Here is a 22893-nt window from a genome sequence, read left to right as displayed (position 1 = left end):
ACGCCGCACACCACCATGAAGATCACTGGAATCGAGCTTCGGCGGATCGCGATGCCGCTGGTCGCGCCGTTCCGCACCTCGTTCGGGACGGAGACCGCGCGCGACGTGCTGCTCGTGCGGGTCGTCACGCCCGAGGCCGAGGGGTGGGGCGAGTGCTCGGCCATGTCACGGCCGCTCTACTCCTCCGAGTACGTCGACGGCGCGGCCGAGGTCATGCGCCGCTTCCTCATCCCGGCGCTGCCCGCCCACGCCGACGCCCAGGCCGCCGGCCGGGCGCTCGCGCCGTTCAAGGGGCACCGGATGGCCAAGTCCGCGCTGGAGACCGCGGTCTTGGACGCCCAGCTCCGGGCCCGCGGCGAGTCGTTCGCGGCGTTCTTCGGCGCGACCCGTGAGCGGGTCCCCTGCGGGGTGTCGGTCGGCATCATGAACTCGATCCCCGAGTTGCTCGACGCCGTCGAGGGCTACGTGGCCGAGGGCTACGTCCGGATCAAGCTGAAGATCGAGCCGGGCTGGGACCTGGAGCCGGTCCGCGCCGTACGCGAGCGGTTCGGCCCTGACCTGCTGCTCCAGGTCGACGCCAACGCCGCGTACACGCTGGCCGACGCCCCGCACCTGGCCAAGCTGGACGCCTTCGACCTGCTGCTCATCGAGCAGCCGCTGGCCAACGACGACATGGTCCAGCACGCCGCGCTCGCCCGCAGGGTCTCCACCCCGATCTGCCTGGACGAGTCGATCGAGTCGGCCGAGCACGCCGCGGCCGCCATCACGCTGGGCGCGTGCTCGATCATCAACGTCAAGCCGGGCCGGATCGGGGGCTACCTGGAGGCGCGCCGCATCCACGACCTGGCCCGCGCCCACGGCGTCGCCCTGTGGTGCGGCGGGATGCTGGAGACGGGCATCGGCCGCGCCGCCAACGTCGCGCTGGCCGCCCTGCCCGGCTTCACGCTGCCGGGCGACACCTCGGCCTCGCGCCGCTACTTCGCGACGGACATCACCACGCCGTTCGAGCTGCGGGACGGCCACCTGGACGTCCCGGCCGGGCCCGGCATCGGGGTGGACCCCGTCCCGGACATCCTGGACGAGGTCACCACCTCCACCGAATGGATCAGCAGATAGTTTCCGGAGCTTCTCAGCTTCGCGCGAGGCGGGGAACCGCGTCGAGGAGGGAGCGGGTGTAGGCGTCCGCGGGCGCCTTCACCACCTCCTCGGCCGGCCCCGCCTCGACCAGTCTGCCCCGGTGCATCACCGCCACCACGTCGGAGACGTACCGCACCACGGCCAGGTTGTGGGAGATGAACAGCATCGACAGCCCGATCTCCTCGCGCAGCGAGCGGATCAGGTTGAGCACCGCGCCCTGGACGGAGACGTCCAGGGCGGAGGTGATCTCGTCGGCGATCAGCAGCGCCGGCCGGGCGCCGAGCGCGCGGGCGATCGCCACCCGCTGCCGCTGGCCCCCGGACAGCTCGCGCGGGTAGCGCCCCGCGAGCGAGACGGGCAGGGACACCAGGGTCAGCAGCCGCTCCACCTCCGCCTGGCGGGCGGCCCGCGGCAGGCGCAGGCCCTCCGCGACCGACGCGCCGACCGTCATACGCGGGTCGAGGGAGGTGAGCGGGTCCTGGAAGACCATCTGCACCCGGCCCGGGTCCACCCCCTCGACGGCCCCCGTGTACGGCACCAGCCCGCTCACCGCACGCGCCAGCGTGGACTTGCCCGACCCGGACTCGCCCACCAGGCCGACGATCGCGCCGTCGGGGATCTCCAGGGTGACGTCGTCCACGGCGGTGAAGGAGCCGAACCGGACGGTCAGGTTCTTGATGATCACTTAGCCTCCCAGCAGGCGACGCGGTGCCCCGCGCGGTACGGGATCAGGGGCGGCAGCTCGGCGCACTTGGCGCTCGCCAGCTCGCAGCGGTCCGCGAAGGCGCATCCGTCGGGCACCTCCGCCGGAGACGGCTGCCGGCCGGGGATGCTCGCCAGCGGCCGCGACCTGTCGGTCTCCATGTCGGGCAGCGAGGCGACCAGCGCCCGCGTGTAGGGGTGCGCGGCGTCCGAGGCCAGCCCCTCGACCGGCAGCTCCTCGACCACCCGGCCCGCGTACATCACCACGACGCGGTGGCACAGCTCGCCGATGACGGCGATGTCGTGGGAGATGAACAGGGTGGCCGCGCCGGTCTCGTCGGTCACCTCGCGCAGCAGCCGGAGGATCTCCCGCTGCACGGTCACGTCGAGGGCGGTGGTCGGCTCGTCGGCGATGATCAGCCGCGGCTCGCCCATCAGGCCCATGGCGATGACGGCGCGCTGCCGCATGCCGCCGGACAGCTCGTGCGGGTGCTGCCGCGCCCGCGCGGCGGGCTCCGGGATGCGCACGTGCTCCAGCCGGTCCACCGCCCGGGCGAAGGCCTCGGTCCGGCTCGCGCCCTGGTGGACGGTCGCCACCTCGGCGAGCTGCCCGCCGATGCGCAGCGCCGGGTTGAGCGAGGCCATCGGGTCCTGGAAGACCATCGCCAGCGACGTCCCGAGCAGCTTGCGGCGTTCCTGTTCCGGCAGCTCGTCGAGGTCGGCGCCGCACAGCCGCAGCCGCCTGGCGCTCACCTCTCCCGGGTACGGCACCAGCCCGCCGATCGCCGACGCGGTCAGGCTCTTCCCGCTGCCGGACTCCCCCACCAGGCCGACGATCTCGCCGGGCGCGACGGTCAGGGACAGCCCGCGCACCGGCGTGACGCCGCCGGGGAAGGCGACGGTCAGGTCCCGCACCTCCAGGACCGCGTCCTGGTCGGGCTCGCCGAGCTCGCCCACCTCGGGTACGGGTCGTCCGGCGGCCTCACCGGGCGGCGTGGCACGGCGCGACGCCGCCCGTGCCAGGACGTCTCCCAGCAGGTTGAAACCGATGCCCGCGAGCGCGATCGCGGCGGCCGGGCCGAGGGCGACGGCCGGGGTGGCGTAGATCCGGCCGAAGCCGTCGAAGAGCAGCCGTCCCCAGTCGAACGAGGGCGGCTGCACGCCGAGACCGAGGAAGGACATCCCGGCGAGCGCGATGAGAGCGCCGCCCAGCGCCTGGGTGAGATTGAGGATGAGCGGCTCGGCGATGTTGGGCAGCACGTGCCTGGTCAGGACCCGCCACCGGGAGACGCCCAGCATGCGGGCGACCGACACGTAGTCGGCACCGGCGACGGAGGCCGCCAGCGTCTGGGTGAGCCGGGCGAATCCGGGGGCGAGGGCGGCGCCGATGCCCAGCACGGCGCCGCGCGCGCCGAGACCCGCGATCACCGCGGTGAACATCGCGAGCAGCAGGCCGGGGAACGCGACCAGCGCGTTGACCGTACCGGTGACCAGGCGCGCGGCCCTACGCGGCAGCACCGAGGGAAGCGCGCCGAGGAGGACGCCGGCCACCGCGCCGATGAGTGTGGCGATCAGGGCGAGGCCGAGCGAGAGCCGTCCGCCGACCAGCACCCGGGCGAGGATGTCGCGGCCCAGGTTGTCGGTGCCGAGCGGGTGCGCGGCCGAGGCGCCCTGGAGGATGGCCGCGGAGTCGATGCGTTCGGCCTCCGCTCCCCAGATCAGCGGCCCGGCGATCGCCAGGATCACCATGAGCGCGACCAGGAGGGTCCCGGCGATCCCGGCGGGGGTCCGCAGCAGGTGACGCATCAGGTCTCCTTCAGCTTGGAGGTGGGGTCGAGCACCCCGAGCAGCAGGTCGACGAGCAGGTTCACCACCAGCACGATCGCGCCGTAGACGAGGATCACGCCCTGGGCCACCGGATAGTCCTTCTGGGTGATGGACTCCACGATCCGCAGTCCCAGGCCCGGCCAGGCGAAGACGTACTCGACGAGCACGCTCCCGGCGATCAGAGCGGTGAGCAGCAGGCCGCCCACGGTCAGCGTCGCGGTGAGCGTGTTGGGCAGGACGTGCCGGAAGTACAGCCGGGCGGCGGGCAGCCGCTTGGCCCGCGCCAGCCGGACGTAGTCGGAGCCCAGTTCGCGCAGGGTCTCCACGCGGGAGATGCGGGCGATCATCGCCGTCGGCGAGATGGACAGGGAGAGGATCGGCAGGATGTAGGACACCGGTCCCGCCTTGCCCGCGGGAGGGAACCAGCGGAGTCCGATCGCGAACACGGTGACCAGGGCGATCGAGTAGAGGAACTCGGGAACGGCGACGGCCGCGCCGGTCGCCGAGGTGAAGGTCACCTCGGTGCCCCGGTTGCGGCCGTTCTCGGTGCGGATCGCGGCCCACATGCCGAGCGGCACGGCCACGAGCAGCGCCACGACGGTCGCGATCAGGGCGAGCCCGAGGGTGTTGGGGAGCCGGGAGGCGATGATCTCCCGGACCGGCTCCCCGCTGAGGAACGACGTGCCGAAGTCCCCGCTGAGCACGTTGCGTACGTAGGACAGGAGCTGGGACAGGATCGGCTCGTCCAGCCCGAGCGCCGCCCGCCTGGCGGCGACGAGTTCGACCGGCGCGGCCGGGCCGAGCGAGGCGCGTACGGGGTCGCCCGGGATCAGGTGCATCATCGCGAAGGACGCGACGAGCAGCACGGCCAGGGAGACGACGAACCGGACGACGCGCCGCAGCACGAACCCGTTACGGACCCGGCCGGCGAGCGTCCGCCGAGCGGCCCGCCCGCCCTCGGCGGACGGGCCGGCGGCGGACGGGCGCAGAGACTCCGCCATTCAGCCCGCCTCGGTCATCCGGATCGAGGTCGCTACGACCGAGCCCGCCAGTATGTCGAACTTCGCGTTCTTGCTGGCGACCAGCACGGTGTTCTCCACGACGGGCACCAGGTCGGCGTCCTCGAACAGCGCGGACTCCGACTCCAGCCAGAGCTTGCAGCCCTCCTCGCCCGGCTTGCCGATGGCCTCGGTCACGAGCTTCTCGTAGCGGTCGTTGGCCAGGTGGGCGAAGTTGGCGCCCTTCGGCGCGGCCGGGCCGGACAGGAATCCTTCGAGCTGCGAGGGCAGCGTGACACCGATCGGCAGCCAGATGACGTCCCAGTCCTGGGTGGTGGTCAGCGACTCCGACAGCTTGGTGTCGATGACGCCGTTCAGCGTGACGTCGGCGCCCGCCTTCTTCCACGCCGCCGCGAGGTATTCGGCCGCGGCCTGCACGCCCGCGCCCTTGGTGGTGCCGTAGAGCAGGCGCAGGGTCAGCTTGCGGCCGTCCTTGACCCGGACACCGTCGGGGCCGGCCTTCCAACCCGCCGCGTCCAGCGCGGCGGACGCGGCGGCCTCGTCGAAGGCCGGGACGTGACCGGTGACGCTGTCACCCGGGCAGGGCCGCGGGTCCAGCACCAGCCCGGTGGCGGGGCGGCCGGTGCCGCTCGAGGCGATCCCGGCGAGCTCCTTGAGGCTGACCGCCTGGGTGAGCGCCTTGCGCACCGCCGGGTCCTTGGCGGGCCGGTCCTCGCCCTGGTGGTAGAAGAACTGCCCGTTGCCCGCCGAGATGACCATCTTGCCGATGCCCGGAGTCGCCTCAAGCCGCGCGCGGTCCGCGCCGTAGATGACCGCGCCGTTGATGTCGCCGGAGATCAGCATGTTGGCTGCGGTCTGCTCGTTCGGCACGACCTTCAGCACGATCTTGGCGGGCTGCCCGGTTTCCTTGGTGGTGGCTCCGCCGGGTCCCCAGGCGTAGTCCTTGCGCACCTGGAACGTGTAGTGGTCGCTGGGAGCCGCCTCGGTCAGCGTGTACGGCCCGGAACCCGAGGTGCCGTGGGCGAGCACCGAGCGGTCCTTGGCCCCCTTGCCGCAGACGACGAATATCAGCGGGGTGCTCTCCAGGATGAAGCTGAACGGCTTCGGCGTGGAGAGTTTCACCGTTCCCGCCGCGTCGTCCGCCTCGGCCTTCATGCCGAAGGGGACGGTCACACCGTTGATCGGCGACTTGGTGGCGGGGTCGGTGATGTGGTTGACGCTCTCGGCCACGTCCGCGGGGGTGAGCGGGGACCCGTCGGAGCAGGTGACGTCCTTGCGGAGGGTGAAGGTGACCGCGTCGGGTTTGACGTCCCACTTCTCGGCCAGTCCAGGGACGATCTTACCGTCGGGCCCGTAGTGGACGAGCGTGTCGTAGGCGAACGACAACACGGAGTTGGTCACAGAGAGCACGGCCATGGACGGGTCGAGCACGCCGGGGTCGGCGTTGATCGCGAAGGTGAAGGTACCGCCGTCGGCGCTCCGGCCGGATCCGGTGTCCGTGCTGCCGCCGCAGGCGACGGCGAACAGGCTGAGGGCGCCGAGCACGGCCGCCGCTCGTGTGTTTCTCATCGGGGCTCCTGGAAGCTGGGGAGATGCCCCACATTCGCCGGTTCCGGGCGATCCTTCTTCGTTGCCCGGGACGAAAAGCGGGTGATCTCTCGTGCTAACCGCCGAAGATGCGCATCTGGAGCATCACCGCCAGCCGGGCCTCGGGATCGGCCAGGTTGAGCCCGCTGATCTGGACCAGCCGCTTGAGCCGGTACCGGAAGGTGTTGGCGTGCACGTGGATCTTGGCCGACGCGGCGTTCACGTCGCCGAAGGCGTCCAGGTACGCCCGCAGGGTGCTGACCAGCTCGCTGCCGTGCCGGGCGTCGTGCTCCAGGAGCCGCTCGTACGGCCCGGTGGGCGTCTGCTCCTCGGCGTGGACCAGGTCGGAGAGCTGGAGCAGCAACGACTCGAAGTGGACGCCGGTGTAGCAGGCGACCGCCCCGGACGTGCTCCGGGCGCGCAGCACCCGCAGCGCCCGGTCGGCGTCGGCCCGCGACCGGGACACCTCGGCGAGGTTGTGCGCCATGCGCCCCACGCCGATGTTGGCCGCGTGCCGGGGGCCGACCCGGGCGAGGAAACTCTCCGCGACCCGGACCGCCCGGGCCTCCTCGTCGCCGCTCCCGTGCATCGGCAGCACGGCGTAGGCGACCGAGCCGACCAGCGCGGCGGCGGCCTTGGGGTGGATGGCGCCGACGTGCAGGGCGAGCGCGTCGCAGAACCGCTGCCGGTCGCTTTCCCGGCGGGCCGCGTCGGCGTCGGGGCCGTCGCTGAGCTGGGCGGCGAGCACACAGAGGCGCTCGCTGGCCACGCCGAGCCGGCCCGCGGCCTCGGCGGCGTCCCCGCCGCCCGCCAGCACCGTGGACAGCAGGTCGGCGCGCAGCCGCCGCCGCGTGTCGGCCCCGGCCCGCTGCCGCAGCAACTGCAGGGCGACGATCTTGGCGGCGTCGGCGAGCGCCTGCCGGCGCTGCCCGCTCAGCGGCTCGCGCACCGCCGCCCAGATGGAGCCGAGGATCTCGTCCCCGGAGCGTACGGCGACCGCGGCCCGCCCGATGGTCCCGTCGTTCAGTTCGATGTAGATCGGCTCGCGGCTCTGGTAGAGCTGCCGGAAGAACCCGCGCTCCTCCAGCATCCGCCGGTAGCGTTCCGGCACCTGGCGGCCGAGCACGGTCTCGATCCGCCCCGCGTCGGCCTCGTCCTGCCGCCCCGAGTACGCCAGCACCCGGGAGGACCGGTCCTCGATGGTGACCGGCGCGTCGAGCAGCGCGCACACGGCGTTGGCCAGCGAGAACAGGTCGTCGATCGGGGTCTCCCCCGGCTCGGCGAAGTCGCCCTCGGCCAGCAGGGCGCGCAGCAGCGCGGCCACCTGCGCCCAGGAGGCGGCCCGGGTGAGCCCCAGCACCGCCACCCCGGTCTCGCGGACCTTCGCGTGGACGCTGCCGTCCACGTCCACCGGCTGCTTGACGACGACGCCCGCCGCCGGGCCCGCCGCGTCGAGCAGGGCGCATATCTGCTCGGCGCGATCGACCCCGACGGCGAGCACGATGCTCCCGGCGGGCAGGAGCGGCTCGTCGAGCGGATCGTAGATGTGGACTCCGGTGACCTCGGCGTCGAGGAGGCCTCCTTCCGCGGCGGCAACGTCAAGGACGGTGCTGCCGAGGTCCTCCAGGATGCGACGCAGGCTCGCGCGGGGCCGATCGTTCATCCGCTCACGATAGTGAACGTAAACCGACATTATTCGCGTAGGCAGTCAATTGCCATGCGGGCCGCCCGGCCGATCGCCGCGTCCGCCTGGGGCAGCCGCAACCCGAGCGAGTCCGTCCGGAGAAAAACCGCGGCGGCGTAGCGCCGCCCGTCCGGATATTCCACGACACCGGCCTCATTGCGCACGCCCGGAAGGGTGCCGGTCTTGCCGGAGACCTTCACCTCGTCGCCGAACCCGGAGGAGAGGCGGTGCGGCCAGATCTGGTTGCCCATGATCTTCCGTACCTCCGCGCACGCCTCCGCCGGACCGGCCTCGTCCCGCCAGATCTTGCTCAGCAGGGTCGTGGTCTCACGAGGCGTCCCCGAGGTCGTCCGCTCCGGGTCGAGCACCGACAGCGCCCGCATCCGCTCCTCGGACACTCCGGCGAGATCCTCCTCGGAGAGGTCCCCGGCGGAGAGACCGAGCTCGGTCACCATGCTGCCCAGCAGTTCGGCGCAGCCGCCGACCAGGCGCGTACGCCCGAGGCCGAGCCCGCGCAGCGTGGCGTGCAGGTTCTCCAGCCCGACTCGGCGCAGCAGCACGTCGGTGGCCGCGTTGTCGCTCATGGTCATCATGAAGTGGGCCAGGTCGCGCAGGGTCAGCGAGATGTCGTCGGCGCACCCGGAGGTGCCGATGCCTCCGTCCTTGTCGGCCGCGGTGACGGTGAGCCGCTCGGTGCGCTCCAGGGTCCCCGCCGCCGCCTGCCTGGCGTATTCCAGCACTACAGGGATCTTGAACACCGAGGCGAGCACGACCGGCTCGTCGGGGTTCAGCCCGATCTCGGCGGAGCCGTCGACGTCGCGGACGTGGACGAAGCCCTCCACGTCCGCGTCGTCGAACACCTCCTTCAGGAGGTCACGCACGGCGCAGCGCCCGGCTGTTGTGGACGTAGGCGGCCCGGCCGTCCTCGACCAGGAAGGTGAGGGTCTCGTGCCTGCCCTCCTCCGGCTCGACCGCGATGAAGGAGTGATCGCGGTAGTGGACGAACCGGGAGGTGGTCTCCGCGGCCCCCGTGCTCGCCATGAACTCGCCGGGGATCAACGTGACGTCCAGGCCGCCGTCCGCCCCGGCCACCTCGTACGAAAGCGCCGGGCCGTCGTACCTGCCGGTGTAGGCCGTGAGGTCCACGACCTCGGGCGTCTCGGCCGGAACCGGGAAGTCGGGCACGTCGAGCCCGGTGGCCTCGCGGATCAGCGGCAGCGCCACGTCGGCGAGCAGTCCCATGAAGCCGGGGCCGTTGACGGTCATCGCGATCGCGAAGTCCGCACCGGGCACGACCCGCCAGAAGGTGCTCTGCCCGATCGTCCCGCCGTCGTGACCGAAGACCTCGCCGCCCCAGTCGAACAGCTCGAAGCCGAGCCCCCAGCGGTTGGCGAGCAGCCCGGGGACCCCCGGCACCTCCACCTGCGGGGTCCGCATGGCGGCGACCGACTCCTCCGACAGCAGGCGGGTGCCGTCCTCGGCCACTCCCCCGGCCAGGAACATCCGGCCGAAGCGGACCAGCTCGCGCGGGGCCAGGCACATGGTGGAGCCCGCCGGGGCGTTGGAGCGCGGCATCTGCCACGAGGGGTAGACGGTGCCCTCGGGACCGACATGTCCGGCCGACGCCCGGAAGAGGATGGCCTCCTCGGGCAGGAGCGCCCAGTTCGTGGCGCCGAGCGGCTTCAGCAGGCGCTCGCGCATCGCCTCCTCCCACGTGGTGCCCCGCACCCGCGCGACCACCGCGCCCAGGACGCAGTAGCCCGCGTTGCAGTAGGAGAACAGGGCGCCGGGGTCGTGCACGTGACTGGCGCCGTGCAGGTAGTCCACGAACTTGTCCAGGCAGTCGTCGCCCCGCCCGGTGTCCACGAACAGGTCGCCATCGAAGCCGCCCGTGTGCGTGAGCAGGTGCCGGACGGTGATGGTCTTCTCCGCGCCGTCGGCGACGGCGAACTCGGGCACGTAGTCCCGGACCGGCCGGTCCAGCTCGACCAGCCCCTCGTCCACGAGCTGCATGACCAGGGCGGCGGTCCAGACCTTGGTGGTGGAGCCGACCTGGAAGACGCTGTCGGGCGTGGCCTCCACGCCGGTGTTGCGGTTCACCACCCCGGTGGCGACCTCGACGAGCTCGCCGCCCGTCCAGACGGCGAGCGCGGCGCCGGGCACTCCGTGCCGAGCGGCCGCCTCGTCGAAACGCTTCTGCAGATCCTCACGCATGCCGGCTCCTCAGGCGGTCTTGGGCGTGGCGCGCACGCCGAGGTGGATGTACGGGGAGCCGTCGGCGAGCTCGTAGAAGACCGCCGACGTCCACTGCGGCTCGCCGTCCGGACGGCCCACGAAGGTGGTGTCGTTCACCGGGACGAGGTCGAACTCCATGGGCGGCTGCACACCGGCCAGGGCGCCGGTCGGCTCGCCGTACAGCGAGAGCCGGCCATCGCGGACCGAGAGCGTCATCCGGACGCCGGCCCGCTCGTACACGCCGGCGTACCGCTCGACGTCGGTCTCGTACGGCTCGGCCGGAGGGCCGAGCACGGGCGGCACGGCCAGGCCGAGCAGCTCGTCGAACAGCTCGGTGGCCACGGCGTGGTGGAAGGCGGCGGTGTGGCCGCCGTTCGCCAGCACGCACACCACCGTCTCGGTCTCCGGGATCATCCAGAGCATGGCCGCCTGGCCGATGGTGTTGCCTCCGTGAGAGACGATCTTGCGGCCCTGCCACTCGTCCAGGATCCAGCCGACGCCCCACTGCTTGCCGAGCGTGTACGGGTTGGGGATGTCCACCTGGGGCTCCCACATCACCCGCGGGTCGGCGAGCAGCTCGGTGCCGAGGTGCGCCCGCGCGAAGGCGACCACGTCCGCGGGCCGGGCGCAGATCAGCCCCGCCGGCCCGGCCGAGCGCATCAGACCCCAGGTGGGGGCGGGGCGGCCGCCCATGTGGCCCATCGCGCCGCGGAAGCGCAGCACGTCCTCCGGCAGGGTCCAGGTGTGGGTCAGGCCGAGCGGCTCGATGATCTGCTCGCGCAGCGCGGCGTCCCAGACCTTCCCGGTGAGCCGCTCGACGACCCGCCCGGCGACGATGAACCCGGAGTTGCAGTACGACTGGGTGACGCCGAGGGGGTGGTTCTGCGCGAGGTCGGCGCACGCCCGCACGTACTTCTCCACGCAGTCGTCGCCGCGGCCCGTGTCGAGGAACAGGTCGCCGTCGATGCCGGAGGTGTGCGAGAGCAGGTGCCGGATCGTGACGGTCTTGGTCACCTCGGGATCGGCGACCCGGAACTCCGGCAGCACCTCGACGACCGGGGTGTCCAGCGTCAGCTCGCCCCGCTCGGCGAGCAGCATGATCTGGGTGGCGGTCCACACCTTGGTGACCGAGCCGATCTGGAAGAGGGAGTCGGTGGTCACCTCCACCCCGGTGTCCGTGTTGAGCACGCCCGCCGCGAACTCGTGCACCTCACCCTCGTGGAGGAAGGCCAGGTTCGCGCCGGGCACCTCGAACCGGGTGATCAGCTCGGCGAGCCGGGCGTGCCACCGACCGGGATCCACTGCTGCAGCCACTCGACGATCCTTTCGTTGTAGTCCACCCGATGGGACGGGCGGCCGTTGAGGATGAACAGATGGGAGCCGCCCGGATAGCGGACCAGCCGGACCGGCACGCCCTGCTCGCGCAGGGCGGCGAACCACTGCTCGGCCTGGCCGACCGGGCACCGGTCGTCGGTCTCGCCGTGCAGAAGCAGCGTGGGCGTGGTCACCTGGGCGACGTGCGTCATCGGTGACTGCGCGGTGATGTCGTCCCGGCACTCGTACGCCTTGAGGAAGTGCCCCGCGTCCGAGGTGCCGGCCATGCTGACCAGGTCGCTGACGCACCCGCCGGGGATGGCCGCCTTGAACCGGCCGGTCTGCGTGGACAGCCAGCAGGACATGTAGCCGCCGTAGCTGTAGCCGGTGACCGCGAGCCGGTCGGGGTCGGCGATCCCCTCCTCGACCAGCTCGTCGATCGGGCTCAGGAAGTCGCCGGTGTCGGCGACGCCCCAGGCGCCGACCGCGGCCGTGTAGAACGCCTCGCCGTACCCGTCGCTGGCGCGCGGGTTGACGGCGAGCACGGTCCAGCCGCGCGCGGCGAGCACCTGGTGGTAGAGGTGGATCCCGTCGAACACCGGCGCCCAGGCGTTGTGCGGGCCGCCGTGCGCGTCCAGCAGGAGCGGCCCCGGCTCGGTGAGCGTCTCGTCCCGCAGCACGAACCCCTCCACGGGAGTCCCGTCGGGCGCGGTGAAGGTACGGCGCTCCGGCGTGAACAGTTCGACGTCGTGCAGCGCGTAGTCGGTGAGCCGTGTCGTGGCCGTGTCGTCCGAGCCGTCGCCCGGGAGCGCGTCGAGGTCGGCGAGGTAGACGTCACCCGCGCTGTACGGCGTCGACGCGACGTAGGCGATCCTGCCGCCCGCCGCGCTGACGCCCGAGACCACCCGGTCGCCGCCGACGATCTTTTCACCGGGGGCGCGATAGACGTGGGTACAGCCGCCGTCCCGGGCGCAGAAGATCAGATCGTCGCCCGCCTGCTGGGGGACGGCGCCCGGATAGCCGGGAGCGCCCACCATGATGTTGCGGTCGAGCCCCGTCTTGATCTCCACGAGGCCGTCCGGGCCGAGCTCGAACATGCGGGCGTGGCTCACCGGATCGCCGGCGTGCCCGACGACGAGCAGCCGCTCGCCCAGCCACCAGGCTCCGGCACAGATCACGTCGGCGCCGGTGAGCCGCTCGGGCTCGCCGCCGAAGGCGTCCACCGCGTAGACGGCGCCACCGACGACCAGGTCGCGGTCGGCCTCCATGTTCGCGGTGAACGCGAGCCGCCCGCCGTCCGGCGACCAGGAGGGCTCGCCCGCGTGGAAGTCACCCGAGGTGACCTGCCTGGTCTCCCCCGTCTCGACCTCCACCACGAAGACGTGCATGGTCAGGCCGCGCAGCAGGCCGGTGCCGTCGGCCTTGTACTCCAGGCTGTCGGCCACGACCGGGGCGTGCGGGTCGATCTCGCCGGACGGCGCGCTGTACGCGATGGAGCGCCCGTCGGGCGACCAGACCGCGGGGCCCGCGCCGAGGGACACGGCGGTGATGACGCGGGGCTCGCCCCCCTCCATAGGGAGCAGGTGGAGCTGCGGCTTCCCGTCCACGGGCCGCAGGAAGGCGAGCGAGCGCCCGTCGGGCGACCAGCGCGGGGAGGAGTCGCGCGGGCCACCCGTCAGGCGCCGCGGCGCGTCGCCGGCAGCGACGAGCCAGATCTCGGAGCGGTTCTCATCGGACTCCCGGTCGGCCGTCGTGACCGTGTAGGCCACCGTGCTCCCGTCGGGGCGCAACCGGGGGTCTCCCGGAACCGCGATTCGATAGATGTCGCTGAGGGAGAGGCGAGACATGACCGAACCCTAGGCAGCGGCATGTCTCGCCTTCATCGGCCTCCAGGACGAATCCGACTCGATCCGTTGTGCCGTTTTCCAATCCCGTCCGGCACGCCGCCGGCCCGCGGTCAGTCGAGCGCGTAGACGCGGTGGACGAACTCCGCGAGCTTGGTGTCGGACAGCTCCTTGGCGAGATCGGCCTCACTGATCATGCCGAGCAGGCGGTGCCGCTCGATCACGGGCAGCCTCTTGATGTGGTGCTCCTCCATCGTGTACAGCGCCTCCTCGACGCTGGCGTCGGCGTCCACCCACACCAGGCCGCGGGCCAGCTCGCCGGCGGTGGTCTGGTCGATGTCCCGGCCCTCCGCGCAGCACGTGACCACGATGTCACGGTCAGTGATGATTCCCTTCAGCCGGTCGTCGTCCCCGCAGATCGGCAGCGCGCCCACACCGAGGTCGCGCATCATCTGCGACGCCGTACGCAGACTGTCGTGCTCGCCGACGCACTGGACGCCCTCGTGCATCACGTCGCGGGCCTTCTTCCCGGTTTCCTGTGCGCTCATCGCCGCACCCCCCGAATATGCGATTGGATCCTGCCGTTAAGGACCCCCTACCCAGGTTGGGGCGAACCAGCGCCGCGCCCCGTACGGCCACAGGCCAAGCGGCGGCACCCGGCCCCTGGCCAGGCATGAAGACTGGAGAGCTGCGGACGAATCCGGCGAGCAGCGACTCGAGCTCTCTGCCATGCCCGTCGCGGTTATGCTGGTTTTCGCACGTCAGAGGGCCTCTGACGGAGGGAAGTGAGCACGGTGGCCGGGGCAGAACCGTGGCGTGATCACTACGCGACCCTCGGCGTCCCGCCCGACGCCTCGCGGCAGCAGATCGCCTCCGCCTACCGCCGCCTGGTCCGTACGTTGCACCCCGACACGGGGACGGAAGGCCCGGAGGCGGGACAGCGGTTCACGGAGGTGGTGGCCGCGTACGCGGTCCTGCGGGACAGCAAGCGCCGCGCCGCCTACGACGCCGAGCGCGGCAACCGCGCGGCCGGCGGGGCCCACCGGATCACGGTCCGCGTCACCCGCACCCGCCAGGCGGCCCCCGGGTTCCCGCCGCCCCTGTTCCCCTTCGGTCTCGCGGACCTCCTGTTGGGGCCGGACGCGGAGGACTGGTGGGACGTGAACGCGGACGACCTGCACGATCGCCTCCGCCGCCGCCTGTGGGAACTGATCGGCTGGCCCTTCTAGAGCGTGACCATCCGGCGTGGCGGAGCCAGAGCATCGGACAGCCGATGGTGACGCCGGCGAGGTGGCAGCAGGCGAGCTTGTCGACGCTGGTGGCGATCACGCGCCGCTGCTTGAGCTCCCTGCCGCGCCACCGGTGACGGTGGCGGTTGCCCATCCACCGCACCTCTCACTAGAGCGAGACTTCAGCGAAGTTGCACTAGAGTGGCACTTCAGTCAATGTGGGGAGACCAGCGGTGACACCACCCAAGCCCGGCGTACGCGCCGCCAAGGCGGCCCAGACCCGAGCCCGCATGCTCGCCGCCGCTCGCGAGCTGTTCACCGAACGCGGCTACGCCGCGACGAGCATGCAGGCCATCGCGGCCCAGGCCGGCGTGGCCGTGCAGACGCTGTACTTCACGTTCGAGACCAAGCGAGCGATCCTCAAGGAACTGCTCGACGTCGAGGTCGCCGGCGACGATGCCCCGATCGCCACTCTCGACCGCCCCTGGGTCGCCGAGTCCCTCGCCGCGCAACCGCCGGAACTGCTGCGCCTGCTCGCCGAAGCCACCACCGACATCCATGCCCGCGTGGCGCCGCTGCTGGAGGTCGTCCGCTCAGCCGCCGCCACCGACCCGCAGATCGCCGAGCTGTGGTCCACCAACATCACACAACGGCACACCGTTCTGGCCGTGTTCACCGGCGCACTGGCCGCCAAGAGCGCGCTGCGCCCCGGCCTCAATGCCTTGCGCGCCGCCGATATGGCCCTCGCCGTCCTGGCGCCGGAGACCTACCACCTGCTCACCCGCCATCGGGGCTGGAACGGCCGGGCCTGGGCCGACTGGGCAGGCGAGACGCTGATCGACACACTACTTGCGTGACGGCTAATTACTAGCGTGATGCTCTGGCGAAAATCCGGAGACAGGCATGTCGGAAATCAACGTGATCGGGGGCTATGGAGCGGTGGGAGCGCAGGTGTCGACCACCCCGGACGGATGGTTCCCTGGCCGGGTCATCGCCGCCGGGCGGAACCCTGACGGCGCCCGTCTCCCCGCCACCGTGCGAAGGGCCCGCCTTGACCTGGCCGACGTCACCGACCTGAAGCGGCTCCTCGACGCCCACCCCGCCGGGCCGGGGCGGCCATCTCGGTCACCTGGTGATCAGCCGTTCCCTTCCAAGAATGGTTCAAGGCCGTTCTGGGGTGCGCTCGCCCGGTCTTGGGACAGGAGCTCGGTGAGGTGGGCGGCGATGGCGTCGATCGTCGGGTGGTCCCAGGCCAGCGTCGGCTCCACCAGCAGGCCGGTGGCCTCTTCGACATCGACGCACAGGCTGAGCGCGTGGATCGACTCCAAACCGTAGGTGCGGAGCTTGACCCTCGGATCGATCTCGGCCGGTGGCAGTTCGAGGTAGTGAGCCACCCGCTCGGTAAGCCATCGGTGCAGGTCACGGTCGGGCACGGCCTCTCCCGGGTCGGATTTCGGACATATTCATGAGACGACCCGCAGCAGGTCGCGCACCGCGGGTTCCAGCTCGGCGTGCAGTGGCGTGAGCCTCCCACCGCGGAAGAGCTCCCTCATGTGCCGGCGGCGAAGCTTGCCGCTGGTGGTCTGCCGCACCGCGCCACGGGCCACCAGCATCAGACTCAGCGGGATGCCGAACTCTTTCGTCACCAGGTCCATGACCCGGTCGGCCGTTTCGCTGAGGGCCGCGGGATCTCCCTGGCGGACCTCCTGGATCAGGACGACGTGTTCCCTGCCGTCCGGCCGCCGGATGCCGAAGGCGGCGCTCCGCCCTGCGGCGGAGTTCGCCCGGGAGGCCGCCGCCTCCAGATCCTGGGGGTAGAGATTGCGGCCGTTGACGATGATGACGTCCTTGATCCGCCCGGTCACGTAGAGCTGTCCGTCCAGGAGAAAGCCCAGGTCACCGGTGCGCAACCAGCGGCCCCCACCCGCGCGGAAGGTGGCACGGGTCTCCTCGGGACGGCCACGGTAGCCGAGGGCCACGCTCGGGCCCGCCACCCAGATCTCCCCGATCCTGCCATCGGGCACCGGGGCGCAATCGTCCGGGTCGACGATCCGCAGGTCGAGCCCCGCAACCGGGCCGCACGCCACCAGGGGAACTCCGCCGGGGTCGGGAATCGCCTGATGCCGTTCCAGCGCGGAGGCGGCGAACGTGCGGACCGTCGCGCCCTGCCCTCGCGGCACGCAGCTGACCATCAGGGTGCACTCGGCCAGGCCGTAGCCGGGGTTCCAGGTAGTCGGGCGGAAGCCGGCAGGCGCGAATCTGCGCTCGAAGTCGGCGAGCGTGGCGGCCTTGATCGGCTCTGCTCCGCTGAGGGCCATGTCCAGCGTGGACAGGTCCAGGCCGGCGAGCTGCTCATCGGTGATCCTGCGGGTGCACCAGGAGTATCCGAAGTCCGGGGACACCGTCCAGTCCGCGCCGTACCGGCTGATCAGTTCCAGCCAGCGCACCGGCCGCGCGACGAACGCGTTCGGCGACATGAACACCAGGTCGGCACCCGCGTAGAGCGCCTGAAGCTGGAGCCCGACCAAGCCCATGTCGTGGTAGTGGGGCAGCCATCCGGCCAGCCGCCGTGGCGGTTTCGCTCCTGCCAGGGACAGAAACAACTCAAGGTTGTGCAGCAGGTTGCCGTGTGACACCTCGACTCCGCGCGGATCGCTCGTCGAGCCGGAGGTGTACTGCAGGTAGGCGATGGTGTCGGGGCCCAGAACCGGCGAGGTCCAGGCGTCGGGGTCGGCGGAGGGGGCGATGACACGGGCCGAGAGGTCGGACAGTTCGGCCGCGTGTGCGGGATCGGTCAGGACCAGGTGGACGCCCGCGTCCCGCAGCAGTGCCCCGACGCGGCTCGAGTGCGGTGCGCCCGCGTCCGGCAAAGGCGCGGGGATCGCCGGAACCCGAGCGTAGAGGCAGCCGAGGAACGCGACGGTGAAGTCGAGCCCGGCCGGATAGAGCAGCAGCGCCGGGCGGTCGGTCATGCCGCGTTCGGTGAGCCACACGGCGGCGGCACGGGCCCGCCGATCCAGTTCGGCGAAAGTGAGCCGGGGCGCCTTCCCGTTGTCCTGTACGAAGATCAGTTGCCGATCATCGCTGAGGCGGCTCCGTACGTGCGTGACGAAGTCGGTCATTCCGGCAACCCCTCCCGGACGTACCAGGAGACCAGCCGGTCGAGGACCTCAGGAGTGACGGCCGGCGGGGCCGCCAGGTCGCGCCACTCGAAGTCGTAGTGATGCCGGAAGTAGGTCGCGGTGTACTTGGCTCGCATGTTGACCACCGCCTCGAACCGGGTGAAAGGCTCCTCCCGGATCTGCTCGGGCGTGGCCGGGACCAGCTCGATCGGCAGCCGAGCGTTGATCACCTCGAACAGCTCGCGGACGGGCACGGTCCCTCCGTTCACGACGTGGACGATCGGACGATCGAGATCCGCGGCGGCGAGCGGAAGCAGTCTGGAGACCGTCGTGTCGATCGGCGTCAGGTGGAGATTGGCGTCCGGGTGGCAGGGCAGGCGGACGCGTTCACCGGGCGTGCGCCGGGCGAAGAAGGCCATCACGCGGAGGAAGTCGTACAGGCCGTAGTCGGTCAGCGCGCGGCCGGTGTGGGAGTGGCCGACCATCACGCCCAGCCGGGCTGTCAGGACGGCCCCCTCCTGGACGGACCGCGACCGGGCCAGCGCGATCTCCGCCTCGCGTTTGGAGTATTCGTAGAAATTCCGGAATCTGTCCGGCGGCGCGTGCGCGGGCCAGTCCTCGGGAACCGGACCTTCGGTGTCGAGCCCGCACTGGTAGGCCGTTCCGATGTGGATGTAGCGCGACCCCGGACGGGCCCACCGCTCGTACGTGGCCAGGACGTTCGCGGAACCCGCCACGTTCACGTTCATGAGCTCCTCCTCGCGGCGGGGGAAGAAGGTGACGAGCGCGGCGGTGTGCCAGTAGGTGCAGGGCTCGTCGAAGACCTCGGCCACCGGCAGGCCGAGGTCCGGCTCGTTCAACGCCAGCCTCCGCACCCGGAGCCGGCCCGCCAGGGACTCCGCGAAACCGAGGCAGAGCAGCGCGTCGGCGACCCTGCGGCGCACCACCTCCGCGGAGGCGCGAGCCAGGGCGATCACTTCGTCGCCCCGGGCCAGCAGGGCACCGATCAGATGGGAGCCCACGAATCCGTTGGCCCCGTCGATCACCTGAACATTCACCAAGGAACCTTCCCACAACCGGCAACTGACAGTAAAGTAACCGGCACCCAACGTAGTCGAATCGGGAGGCTCCATGCTCAACGACCTGCAGCTACGCAAGATGGCCCATCTCTTCGCGCTCCTGGACGTGGACGACGACGGAGTCATCGACAAGATGGACTACACCGCCTCGGCCGACCGGCTGGTGAACGCGTTCGGGTTCGCGCCGGGCTCGACCGAGTCGCAGCGGGTCCGGGCGCAGTACGCGCGACTGTGGGACGAGGTGACGCTTCCCATGGACACCAACGGAGACGAGCGTGTCGATCGGACAGAGTTCACGACCGGGTTCGACCGGTTCGTCACGCAGCCCGAGGAGGGCTACCTCCGGCATATCGCGCCGGTCGCCGACGCCTTCTACGATCTGATGGACACCGACGGAGACGGACGGATCACCCGGACCGAGTATCTCCGCATGGCCGGAAGCGCGTTCCGCATGTCGGAGGCGAACAGCCTCTCCGCGTTCGAGCGCCTCGACCTGGACGGGAACGGCTCGCTGAGCAGGCAGGAGCTGCACAGGGCGAACGAGCAGTTCTTCCGTAGCCCTGACGCACAGGCCCCGGGCAACTGGCTGTTCGGCCCGCTCCCACCGCGGACCTGAGTCGCCGCCGATCCTGATCCTGACAGGGTCATTCGCTGGGCCAAGGAACCAGGCGGCGGGCTGTTCTCCCTGGACGGAATAATCCGGCCATGAGGCTCACCGCGCGACAACTCACCCTGGCCACCTTGGACCGTCAGCTCCTGCTCGAACGCCGGCGCCTTGATGTGGCGGAGGCGGTCCGCCGGGTCTGCGCTCTGCAGGCGCAGACACCGGCATCGCCGTACCTGGCGCTGTGGAACCGCGTGCAGGACTTCGCGCCCGAGGATCTCGACGCGGCGTTCGCGGACCGCCGGATCGTGAAGGCGACCCTCATGCGGATCACGCTGCACGCGGTGCACGCCGAGGACTACGCGCCCTACCACGCCGCCATGCTGAGCAGCCTGCGGGCGGCGCGGCTGTACGACCGCCGCTTCACCTCGACAGAGCTGACCCACGCCGACGCCGACGCGCTGCTCCCGGAGCTTGCCGGCTTCCTGGCGCGACCCCGCACCGGCGCCGAGGTGAAGGACGAGGTCATGGGGCGGTTCGGCGAGCACGCGCACCGTGTGTGGTGGGCGCTGCGAACGTACGCGCCGATGCATCATGTGCCGACCGGCGGCCCGTGGTCGTTCACGCTGCCGAACACCTACCGTGCTTCCCCGGCGGCCCTGGGATCCGCGCCGCAGGAAGCGGGTGCCGGGGTGCGGCGGCTACTGCTCGCCTACCTGCGGGCGTTCGGGCCCGCGTCGGCCCAGGACTTCGCCCGGTTCACCCTGCTGCGGAGCGCCGTGATCGCACAGGCGCTGCACGAGCTCGGCGACCAGGTGGTGCGGGTGACAGGCCCGGGCCGCGCCACCCTGTTCGACCTGCCGGACGCCATCGTGCCCGCCGAGGACACCCCGGCGCCGCCGAGGCTGCTGCCGATGTGGGACAGCACACTGCTGGCCCACGCCGGCCCCGGTCGGGTCGTGCCCGAGGACTACCGGCCGGTGGTCGTCCGGCGCAACGGCGACGTGCTGCCCTGCCTGCTCGTCGACGGGCAGGTCGCCGGAGTGTGGCGCGCGGCCGGCGGCGGGCTGGAACTGACCGCCTTCCGCAAGCTCGGCAAGGCCGCGTGGCAAGGTCTGACCGAGGAGGCGGAGAAGCTGTCAGCGCTGCTCGCCGACCGCGATCCAGCCGTCTACCGGCGCTACGGACACTGGTGGGACAAGGGGTTTCCCGGCGTCGAGAGCACGATCGTCAAGGGCTGACCACACCGCCAGGCTCCGCCCCGGCCGCTCGCTACCGGGTGGGCCTGGTCGTCTTCCTTGCTTCGAGGGCCGGGGAGGGCGGCAGGACGCCGACACCGGTGCGGGCCTCGAAGACGAGCTGGGTCTGTGTCTGCCGTACGCCGGGATGCACGGTGATTCGTTCGAGGATCAGGTCGCGGAGGTCCTGCGGGGTGGCGACGGCGGCATGCACGAGGAAGTCGTCGTCGCCGCTGACGTGGAAGACCGTCAGGACGCCGGGCGTTTCGACCAGCCGATCGAACAGGGTGTGGACCGGGTCGCGGTTGTGGCCGCCCAGCCGGACCCGGATGATCGCGTGCAGCGGGCGGCCCAGCGCGGCGGTGTCGATGTGCGCGTGGATAGCGGTGATCACACCGGAAGCGCGCAGCGCGCGCACGCGATAGGCGCACGTCGACTCGGCGACACCCACCTGAGCCGCGAGTGCGGCGTTGGTCAGGCGGCCGTCCCGGGACAGGGCCGCCAGGATCTTCAGGTCGGTGCCGTCGAGCTGTGGATCCTGCGGTGCACGTCGCGACATCGACCCTCCTGTTTACGGAATCCGCACCGACTATCCGGAAACGGACCGTCTTCCGCAACATATCTTGAACGTGATTGGCGATTCGCCGACAGTCGGGCCATGACATCGCGTTCTCTTCATCCCGACACCGTTGCCGTACACGCTGGGCGTGAGGATCTGGCGGACCTCGGGGTGCATGCGCCTCCGATCGATCTCTCCTCGACCAACCCGTTGCCGGATATCGAGACCGGAGGACACGCCTACGAGACGTTGGCCTCCGGCGGTTTTCCGGAGGGAACGGCGGTCTACGCACGGCTGTGGAACCCGACGGTGGCGCGATTCGAGGCGGGATTGGCGAGGTTGGAGCACGCGGAGGCGGCGGTCGCCTTCTCTTCCGGCATGGCGGCGCTGACGGCGGCGGTGCTGTCCGCGACGCGGGAGACCGGGCGACGCCATGTCGTGGCCGTCCGCCCGCTGTACGGCGGCACCGACCACCTGCTGGCATCCGGCCTGCTGGACGTCGAGACGACGTTCTGCGAGGGCACGAGCACGGCGGTGGCCGCGGCGATGCGCCCGGACACCGCACTGGTCGTGCTGGAGACTCCCGCCAACCCCACGCTCGACCTGGTCGACATACGTTCCGTGGTGACGGCGGCGGACGGGGTGCCGGTGCTGGTGGACAACACGTTCGCGACGCCCGTGCTGCAGAACCCGCTCGAGTTCGGCGCCGCGATGGCGCTGCACAGCGCGACCAAGTACCTGGGCGGGCACGGCGACGTGGTGGCGGGTGTGATCGCCTGCGACCAGGAGCGCGCCGCGGCGCTGCGCCGGGTACGCGCGATCACCGGTGCGCTGCTCCATCCGCTGGGCGCCTACCTGCTGCATCGCGGGCTGGCGACGTTGCCGGTGCGGGTGCGCACCCAGCAGGCGAACGCGCGCGCCGTCGCCGCCTGGCTCTCCGACCACCCGGACGTGGCTCGCCTCCACTACCCCGCCGACGACCATCCGCTGATCGGGCGGCAGATGAACGGCACCGGCGCGATGCTGTCGATCGAGCTGCGCGGCGGCTACGACCAGGCCGCCCGCCTCACCTCAGGCGTCCGGGTGTTCACGCACGCGGTGTCGCTGGGCGGCGTCGACTCTCTGATCCAGCACCCGGCGGCGCTCACCCACCGCCCGGTCACCCCCGACGCCCGCCCCACACCGGCCCTGGTCCGCCTGTCCATCGGCCTGGAGAACCCCACGGACCTCATCGACGACCTGGATCGCGCACTTTCCGGGAACGGCCACACTCATGTGCACCGTTCGGCGATCAGGTCCCGGATCCCGGATCTCCAGACCTGATTCCCTCCGGTCGGCCTGGACGGCCGAAGAGACGTGACCGACACGGATGGGAGCGGCCCAAGCCGTCGCTCCCATCCCAGGGAAAGCCGGATCGGGAGGACCCGGCCGGACCCGCCGGTTGTTCCGCGAGGTGGACTTCCTCCGTGCCGTACGCGCGTATGCCGCCCGTCGGTGCCTCTACGGTGCCTGACGCTGCCACGCCGGTGGACGAGGATGGGGTGTGAGCCAGCATGGAAAGCGAAAAGCCAGTGGTGGCGCGGATCGCCCGGGGGTGCGATCCCCCCGGGCGATCCGACCTGGGTCGTTCCCGCATCTCATCACTGCGCGAGCTGGGGCTGACACCTTGAATCGCAGGGATACGGATGGGATCGGCCCCCCGCTTTACGTCGG

20 protein-coding genes are annotated in these 22893 nt (G+C 71.3%); 6 read left to right on the top strand and 14 right to left on the bottom strand.

Annotation, left to right across the window (positions count from 1 at the left end; translation table 11 throughout):
• The first annotated feature begins 15 nt into the window (after positions 1 to 15).
• Complete coding sequence (gene menC, locus AWQ68_RS25325) at positions 16 to 1116, top strand: o-succinylbenzoate synthase (RefSeq protein ID WP_066944407.1); 1101 nt, start codon at positions 16 to 18, stop codon at positions 1114 to 1116.
• Positions 1117 to 1129: 13 nt separating this feature from the next.
• Here the strand turns inward: menC and AWQ68_RS25320 are convergent, their stop codons facing one another.
• The 10 genes from AWQ68_RS25320 to AWQ68_RS25275 all read right to left on the bottom strand — a co-directional run bounded on the left by AWQ68_RS25320 (position 1130) and on the right by AWQ68_RS25275 (position 13897).
• On the bottom strand, positions 1130 to 1822 hold the full coding sequence (locus tag AWQ68_RS25320) for an ABC transporter ATP-binding protein (protein ID WP_066944405.1): 693 nt from the start codon (positions 1820 to 1822) through the stop codon (positions 1130 to 1132).
• Complete coding sequence (locus tag AWQ68_RS25315; protein ID WP_066944403.1) at positions 1819 to 3645, bottom strand: dipeptide/oligopeptide/nickel ABC transporter permease/ATP-binding protein; 1827 nt, start codon at positions 3643 to 3645, stop codon at positions 1819 to 1821. The genes AWQ68_RS25320 and AWQ68_RS25315 overlap by 4 nt, the downstream gene beginning before the upstream one ends.
• Positions 3645 to 4667 carry an ABC transporter permease gene (locus tag AWQ68_RS25310; RefSeq protein WP_084464386.1) on the bottom strand — a complete coding sequence of 341 codons (1023 nt, stop codon included), beginning with the start codon at positions 4665 to 4667 and terminating at the stop codon, positions 3645 to 3647. The genes AWQ68_RS25315 and AWQ68_RS25310 overlap by 1 nt, the downstream gene beginning before the upstream one ends.
• On the bottom strand, positions 4668 to 6254 hold the full coding sequence (locus tag AWQ68_RS25305) for an ABC transporter substrate-binding protein (RefSeq protein ID WP_066944401.1): 1587 nt from the start codon (positions 6252 to 6254) through the stop codon (positions 4668 to 4670).
• Between the two features lie 94 nt (positions 6255 to 6348).
• Positions 6349 to 7935, bottom strand: a complete 1587-nt coding sequence (locus tag AWQ68_RS25300) for a PucR family transcriptional regulator (protein WP_066944399.1) — start codon at positions 7933 to 7935, stop codon at positions 6349 to 6351.
• Positions 7936 to 7964: 29 nt separating this feature from the next.
• A complete protein-coding gene (locus tag AWQ68_RS25295; RefSeq protein ID WP_066944397.1) occupies positions 7965 to 8837 on the bottom strand; it encodes a serine hydrolase in 873 nt (290 codons plus the stop codon).
• Positions 8830 to 10170: a serine hydrolase domain-containing protein gene (locus AWQ68_RS25290; RefSeq protein ID WP_066944396.1), complete on the bottom strand. Its 1341-nt coding sequence runs from the start codon at positions 10168 to 10170 to the stop codon at positions 8830 to 8832. Before AWQ68_RS25290 ends, AWQ68_RS25295 begins: the two co-directional genes overlap by 8 nt.
• 9 nt (positions 10171 to 10179) lie before the next feature.
• Complete coding sequence (locus AWQ68_RS44345) at positions 10180 to 11505, bottom strand: serine hydrolase (RefSeq protein WP_245656080.1); 1326 nt, start codon at positions 11503 to 11505, stop codon at positions 10180 to 10182.
• On the bottom strand, positions 11454 to 13352 hold the full coding sequence (locus AWQ68_RS44340; RefSeq protein WP_066944392.1) for a S9 family peptidase: 1899 nt from the start codon (positions 13350 to 13352) through the stop codon (positions 11454 to 11456). Before AWQ68_RS44340 ends, AWQ68_RS44345 begins: the two co-directional genes overlap by 52 nt.
• Before the next feature lie 110 nt (positions 13353 to 13462).
• The gene (locus AWQ68_RS25275; protein WP_066944390.1) at positions 13463 to 13897 is read right to left on the bottom strand and encodes a CBS domain-containing protein; all 435 of its coding nucleotides are present in this window, start codon (positions 13895 to 13897) and stop codon (positions 13463 to 13465) included.
• Between the two features lie 237 nt (positions 13898 to 14134).
• Here AWQ68_RS25275 and AWQ68_RS44335 point away from each other — a divergent pair, with 237 nt between their 5' ends.
• Together AWQ68_RS44335 and AWQ68_RS25265 are read left to right on the top strand one after the other, a co-directional pair.
• Positions 14135 to 14578 (top strand): J domain-containing protein, encoded by a 444-nt coding sequence (locus tag AWQ68_RS44335; protein WP_066944388.1) that lies wholly within the window; start codon positions 14135 to 14137, stop codon positions 14576 to 14578.
• 233 nt (positions 14579 to 14811) lie between these two features.
• Positions 14812 to 15435 carry a TetR/AcrR family transcriptional regulator gene (locus AWQ68_RS25265; RefSeq protein ID WP_245656079.1) on the top strand — a complete coding sequence of 208 codons (624 nt, stop codon included), beginning with the start codon at positions 14812 to 14814 and terminating at the stop codon, positions 15433 to 15435.
• Between the two features lie 279 nt (positions 15436 to 15714).
• On the opposite strand, the gene AWQ68_RS25260 is transcribed toward AWQ68_RS25265, so the two are convergent.
• From AWQ68_RS25260 to AWQ68_RS25250, 3 genes are read right to left on the bottom strand one after another with little or no spacing between them, the layout of a single operon-like run.
• Positions 15715 to 16011, bottom strand: a complete 297-nt coding sequence (locus AWQ68_RS25260; protein WP_157545695.1) for an acyl carrier protein — start codon at positions 16009 to 16011, stop codon at positions 15715 to 15717.
• Positions 16012 to 16041: 30 nt separating this feature from the next.
• Entirely contained in the window at positions 16042 to 17700 is a 1659-nt protein-coding gene (locus AWQ68_RS25255; protein ID WP_066944382.1) for a fatty acyl-AMP ligase, read from the bottom strand.
• Positions 17697 to 18758 carry an SDR family oxidoreductase gene (locus tag AWQ68_RS25250; RefSeq protein ID WP_169808983.1) on the bottom strand — a complete coding sequence of 354 codons (1062 nt, stop codon included), beginning with the start codon at positions 18756 to 18758 and terminating at the stop codon, positions 17697 to 17699. Before AWQ68_RS25250 ends, AWQ68_RS25255 begins: the two co-directional genes overlap by 4 nt.
• A 73-nt stretch (positions 18759 to 18831) precedes the next feature.
• Between AWQ68_RS25250 and AWQ68_RS25245 the strand changes: the two genes are divergently transcribed.
• Together AWQ68_RS25245 and AWQ68_RS25240 are read left to right on the top strand one after the other, a co-directional pair.
• Complete coding sequence (locus tag AWQ68_RS25245; RefSeq protein ID WP_084464396.1) at positions 18832 to 19395, top strand: EF-hand domain-containing protein; 564 nt, start codon at positions 18832 to 18834, stop codon at positions 19393 to 19395.
• 89 nt (positions 19396 to 19484) lie between these two features.
• Positions 19485 to 20624 carry a winged helix DNA-binding domain-containing protein gene (locus AWQ68_RS25240; RefSeq protein ID WP_066944378.1) on the top strand — a complete coding sequence of 380 codons (1140 nt, stop codon included), beginning with the start codon at positions 19485 to 19487 and terminating at the stop codon, positions 20622 to 20624.
• Between the two features lie 31 nt (positions 20625 to 20655).
• On the opposite strand, the gene AWQ68_RS25235 is transcribed toward AWQ68_RS25240, so the two are convergent.
• Positions 20656 to 21180, bottom strand: coding sequence for an Lrp/AsnC family transcriptional regulator (locus AWQ68_RS25235; RefSeq protein WP_066944376.1), 525 nt, complete (start codon positions 21178 to 21180; stop codon positions 20656 to 20658).
• 99 nt (positions 21181 to 21279) lie between these two features.
• Between AWQ68_RS25235 and AWQ68_RS25230 the strand changes: the two genes are divergently transcribed.
• Positions 21280 to 22503 carry a trans-sulfuration enzyme family protein gene (locus AWQ68_RS25230; protein ID WP_066944374.1) on the top strand — a complete coding sequence of 408 codons (1224 nt, stop codon included), beginning with the start codon at positions 21280 to 21282 and terminating at the stop codon, positions 22501 to 22503.
• Positions 22504 to 22893 lie beyond the last annotated feature (390 nt).

It is taken from the genome of Microtetraspora fusca (genome assembly GCF_001570365.1).
GTDB classification, from domain to species: Bacteria; Actinomycetota; Actinomycetes; order Streptosporangiales; family Streptosporangiaceae; genus Microtetraspora; species Microtetraspora fusca.
Note: the sequence above shows the minus strand (reverse complement) of the source record. Positions and strands in the feature narration are given on the sequence as shown.

Excerpts from the sequence above, each read along its gene's own strand:
- AWQ68_RS25255 (WP_066944382.1), bottom strand. The coding sequence starts at position 17,700 with ATGACCGACTTCGTCACGCACGTACGGAGCCGCCTCAGCGATGATCGG.
- menC (WP_066944407.1), top strand. The coding sequence starts at position 16 with ATGAAGATCACTGGAATCGAGCTTCGGCGGATCGCGATGCCGCTGGTC.
- AWQ68_RS25310 (WP_084464386.1), bottom strand. The coding sequence starts at position 4,667 with ATGGCGGAGTCTCTGCGCCCGTCCGCCGCCGGCCCGTCCGCCGAGGGC.
- AWQ68_RS25315 (WP_066944403.1), bottom strand. The coding sequence starts at position 3,645 with ATGCGTCACCTGCTGCGGACCCCCGCCGGGATCGCCGGGACCCTCCTG.
- AWQ68_RS25290 (WP_066944396.1), bottom strand. The coding sequence starts at position 10,170 with ATGCGTGAGGATCTGCAGAAGCGTTTCGACGAGGCGGCCGCTCGGCAC.
- AWQ68_RS25305 (WP_066944401.1), bottom strand. The coding sequence starts at position 6,254 with ATGAGAAACACACGAGCGGCGGCCGTGCTCGGCGCCCTCAGCCTGTTC.
- AWQ68_RS25300 (WP_066944399.1), bottom strand. The coding sequence starts at position 7,935 with ATGAACGATCGGCCCCGCGCGAGCCTGCGTCGCATCCTGGAGGACCTC.
- AWQ68_RS25240 (WP_066944378.1), top strand. The coding sequence starts at position 19,485 with ATGAGGCTCACCGCGCGACAACTCACCCTGGCCACCTTGGACCGTCAG.
- AWQ68_RS25245 (WP_084464396.1), top strand. The coding sequence starts at position 18,832 with ATGCTCAACGACCTGCAGCTACGCAAGATGGCCCATCTCTTCGCGCTC.
- AWQ68_RS25275 (WP_066944390.1), bottom strand. The coding sequence starts at position 13,897 with ATGAGCGCACAGGAAACCGGGAAGAAGGCCCGCGACGTGATGCACGAG.
- AWQ68_RS25230 (WP_066944374.1), top strand. The coding sequence starts at position 21,280 with ATGACATCGCGTTCTCTTCATCCCGACACCGTTGCCGTACACGCTGGG.
- AWQ68_RS25235 (WP_066944376.1), bottom strand. The coding sequence starts at position 21,180 with ATGTCGCGACGTGCACCGCAGGATCCACAGCTCGACGGCACCGACCTG.
- AWQ68_RS44340 (WP_066944392.1), bottom strand. The coding sequence starts at position 13,352 with ATGTCTCGCCTCTCCCTCAGCGACATCTATCGAATCGCGGTTCCGGGA.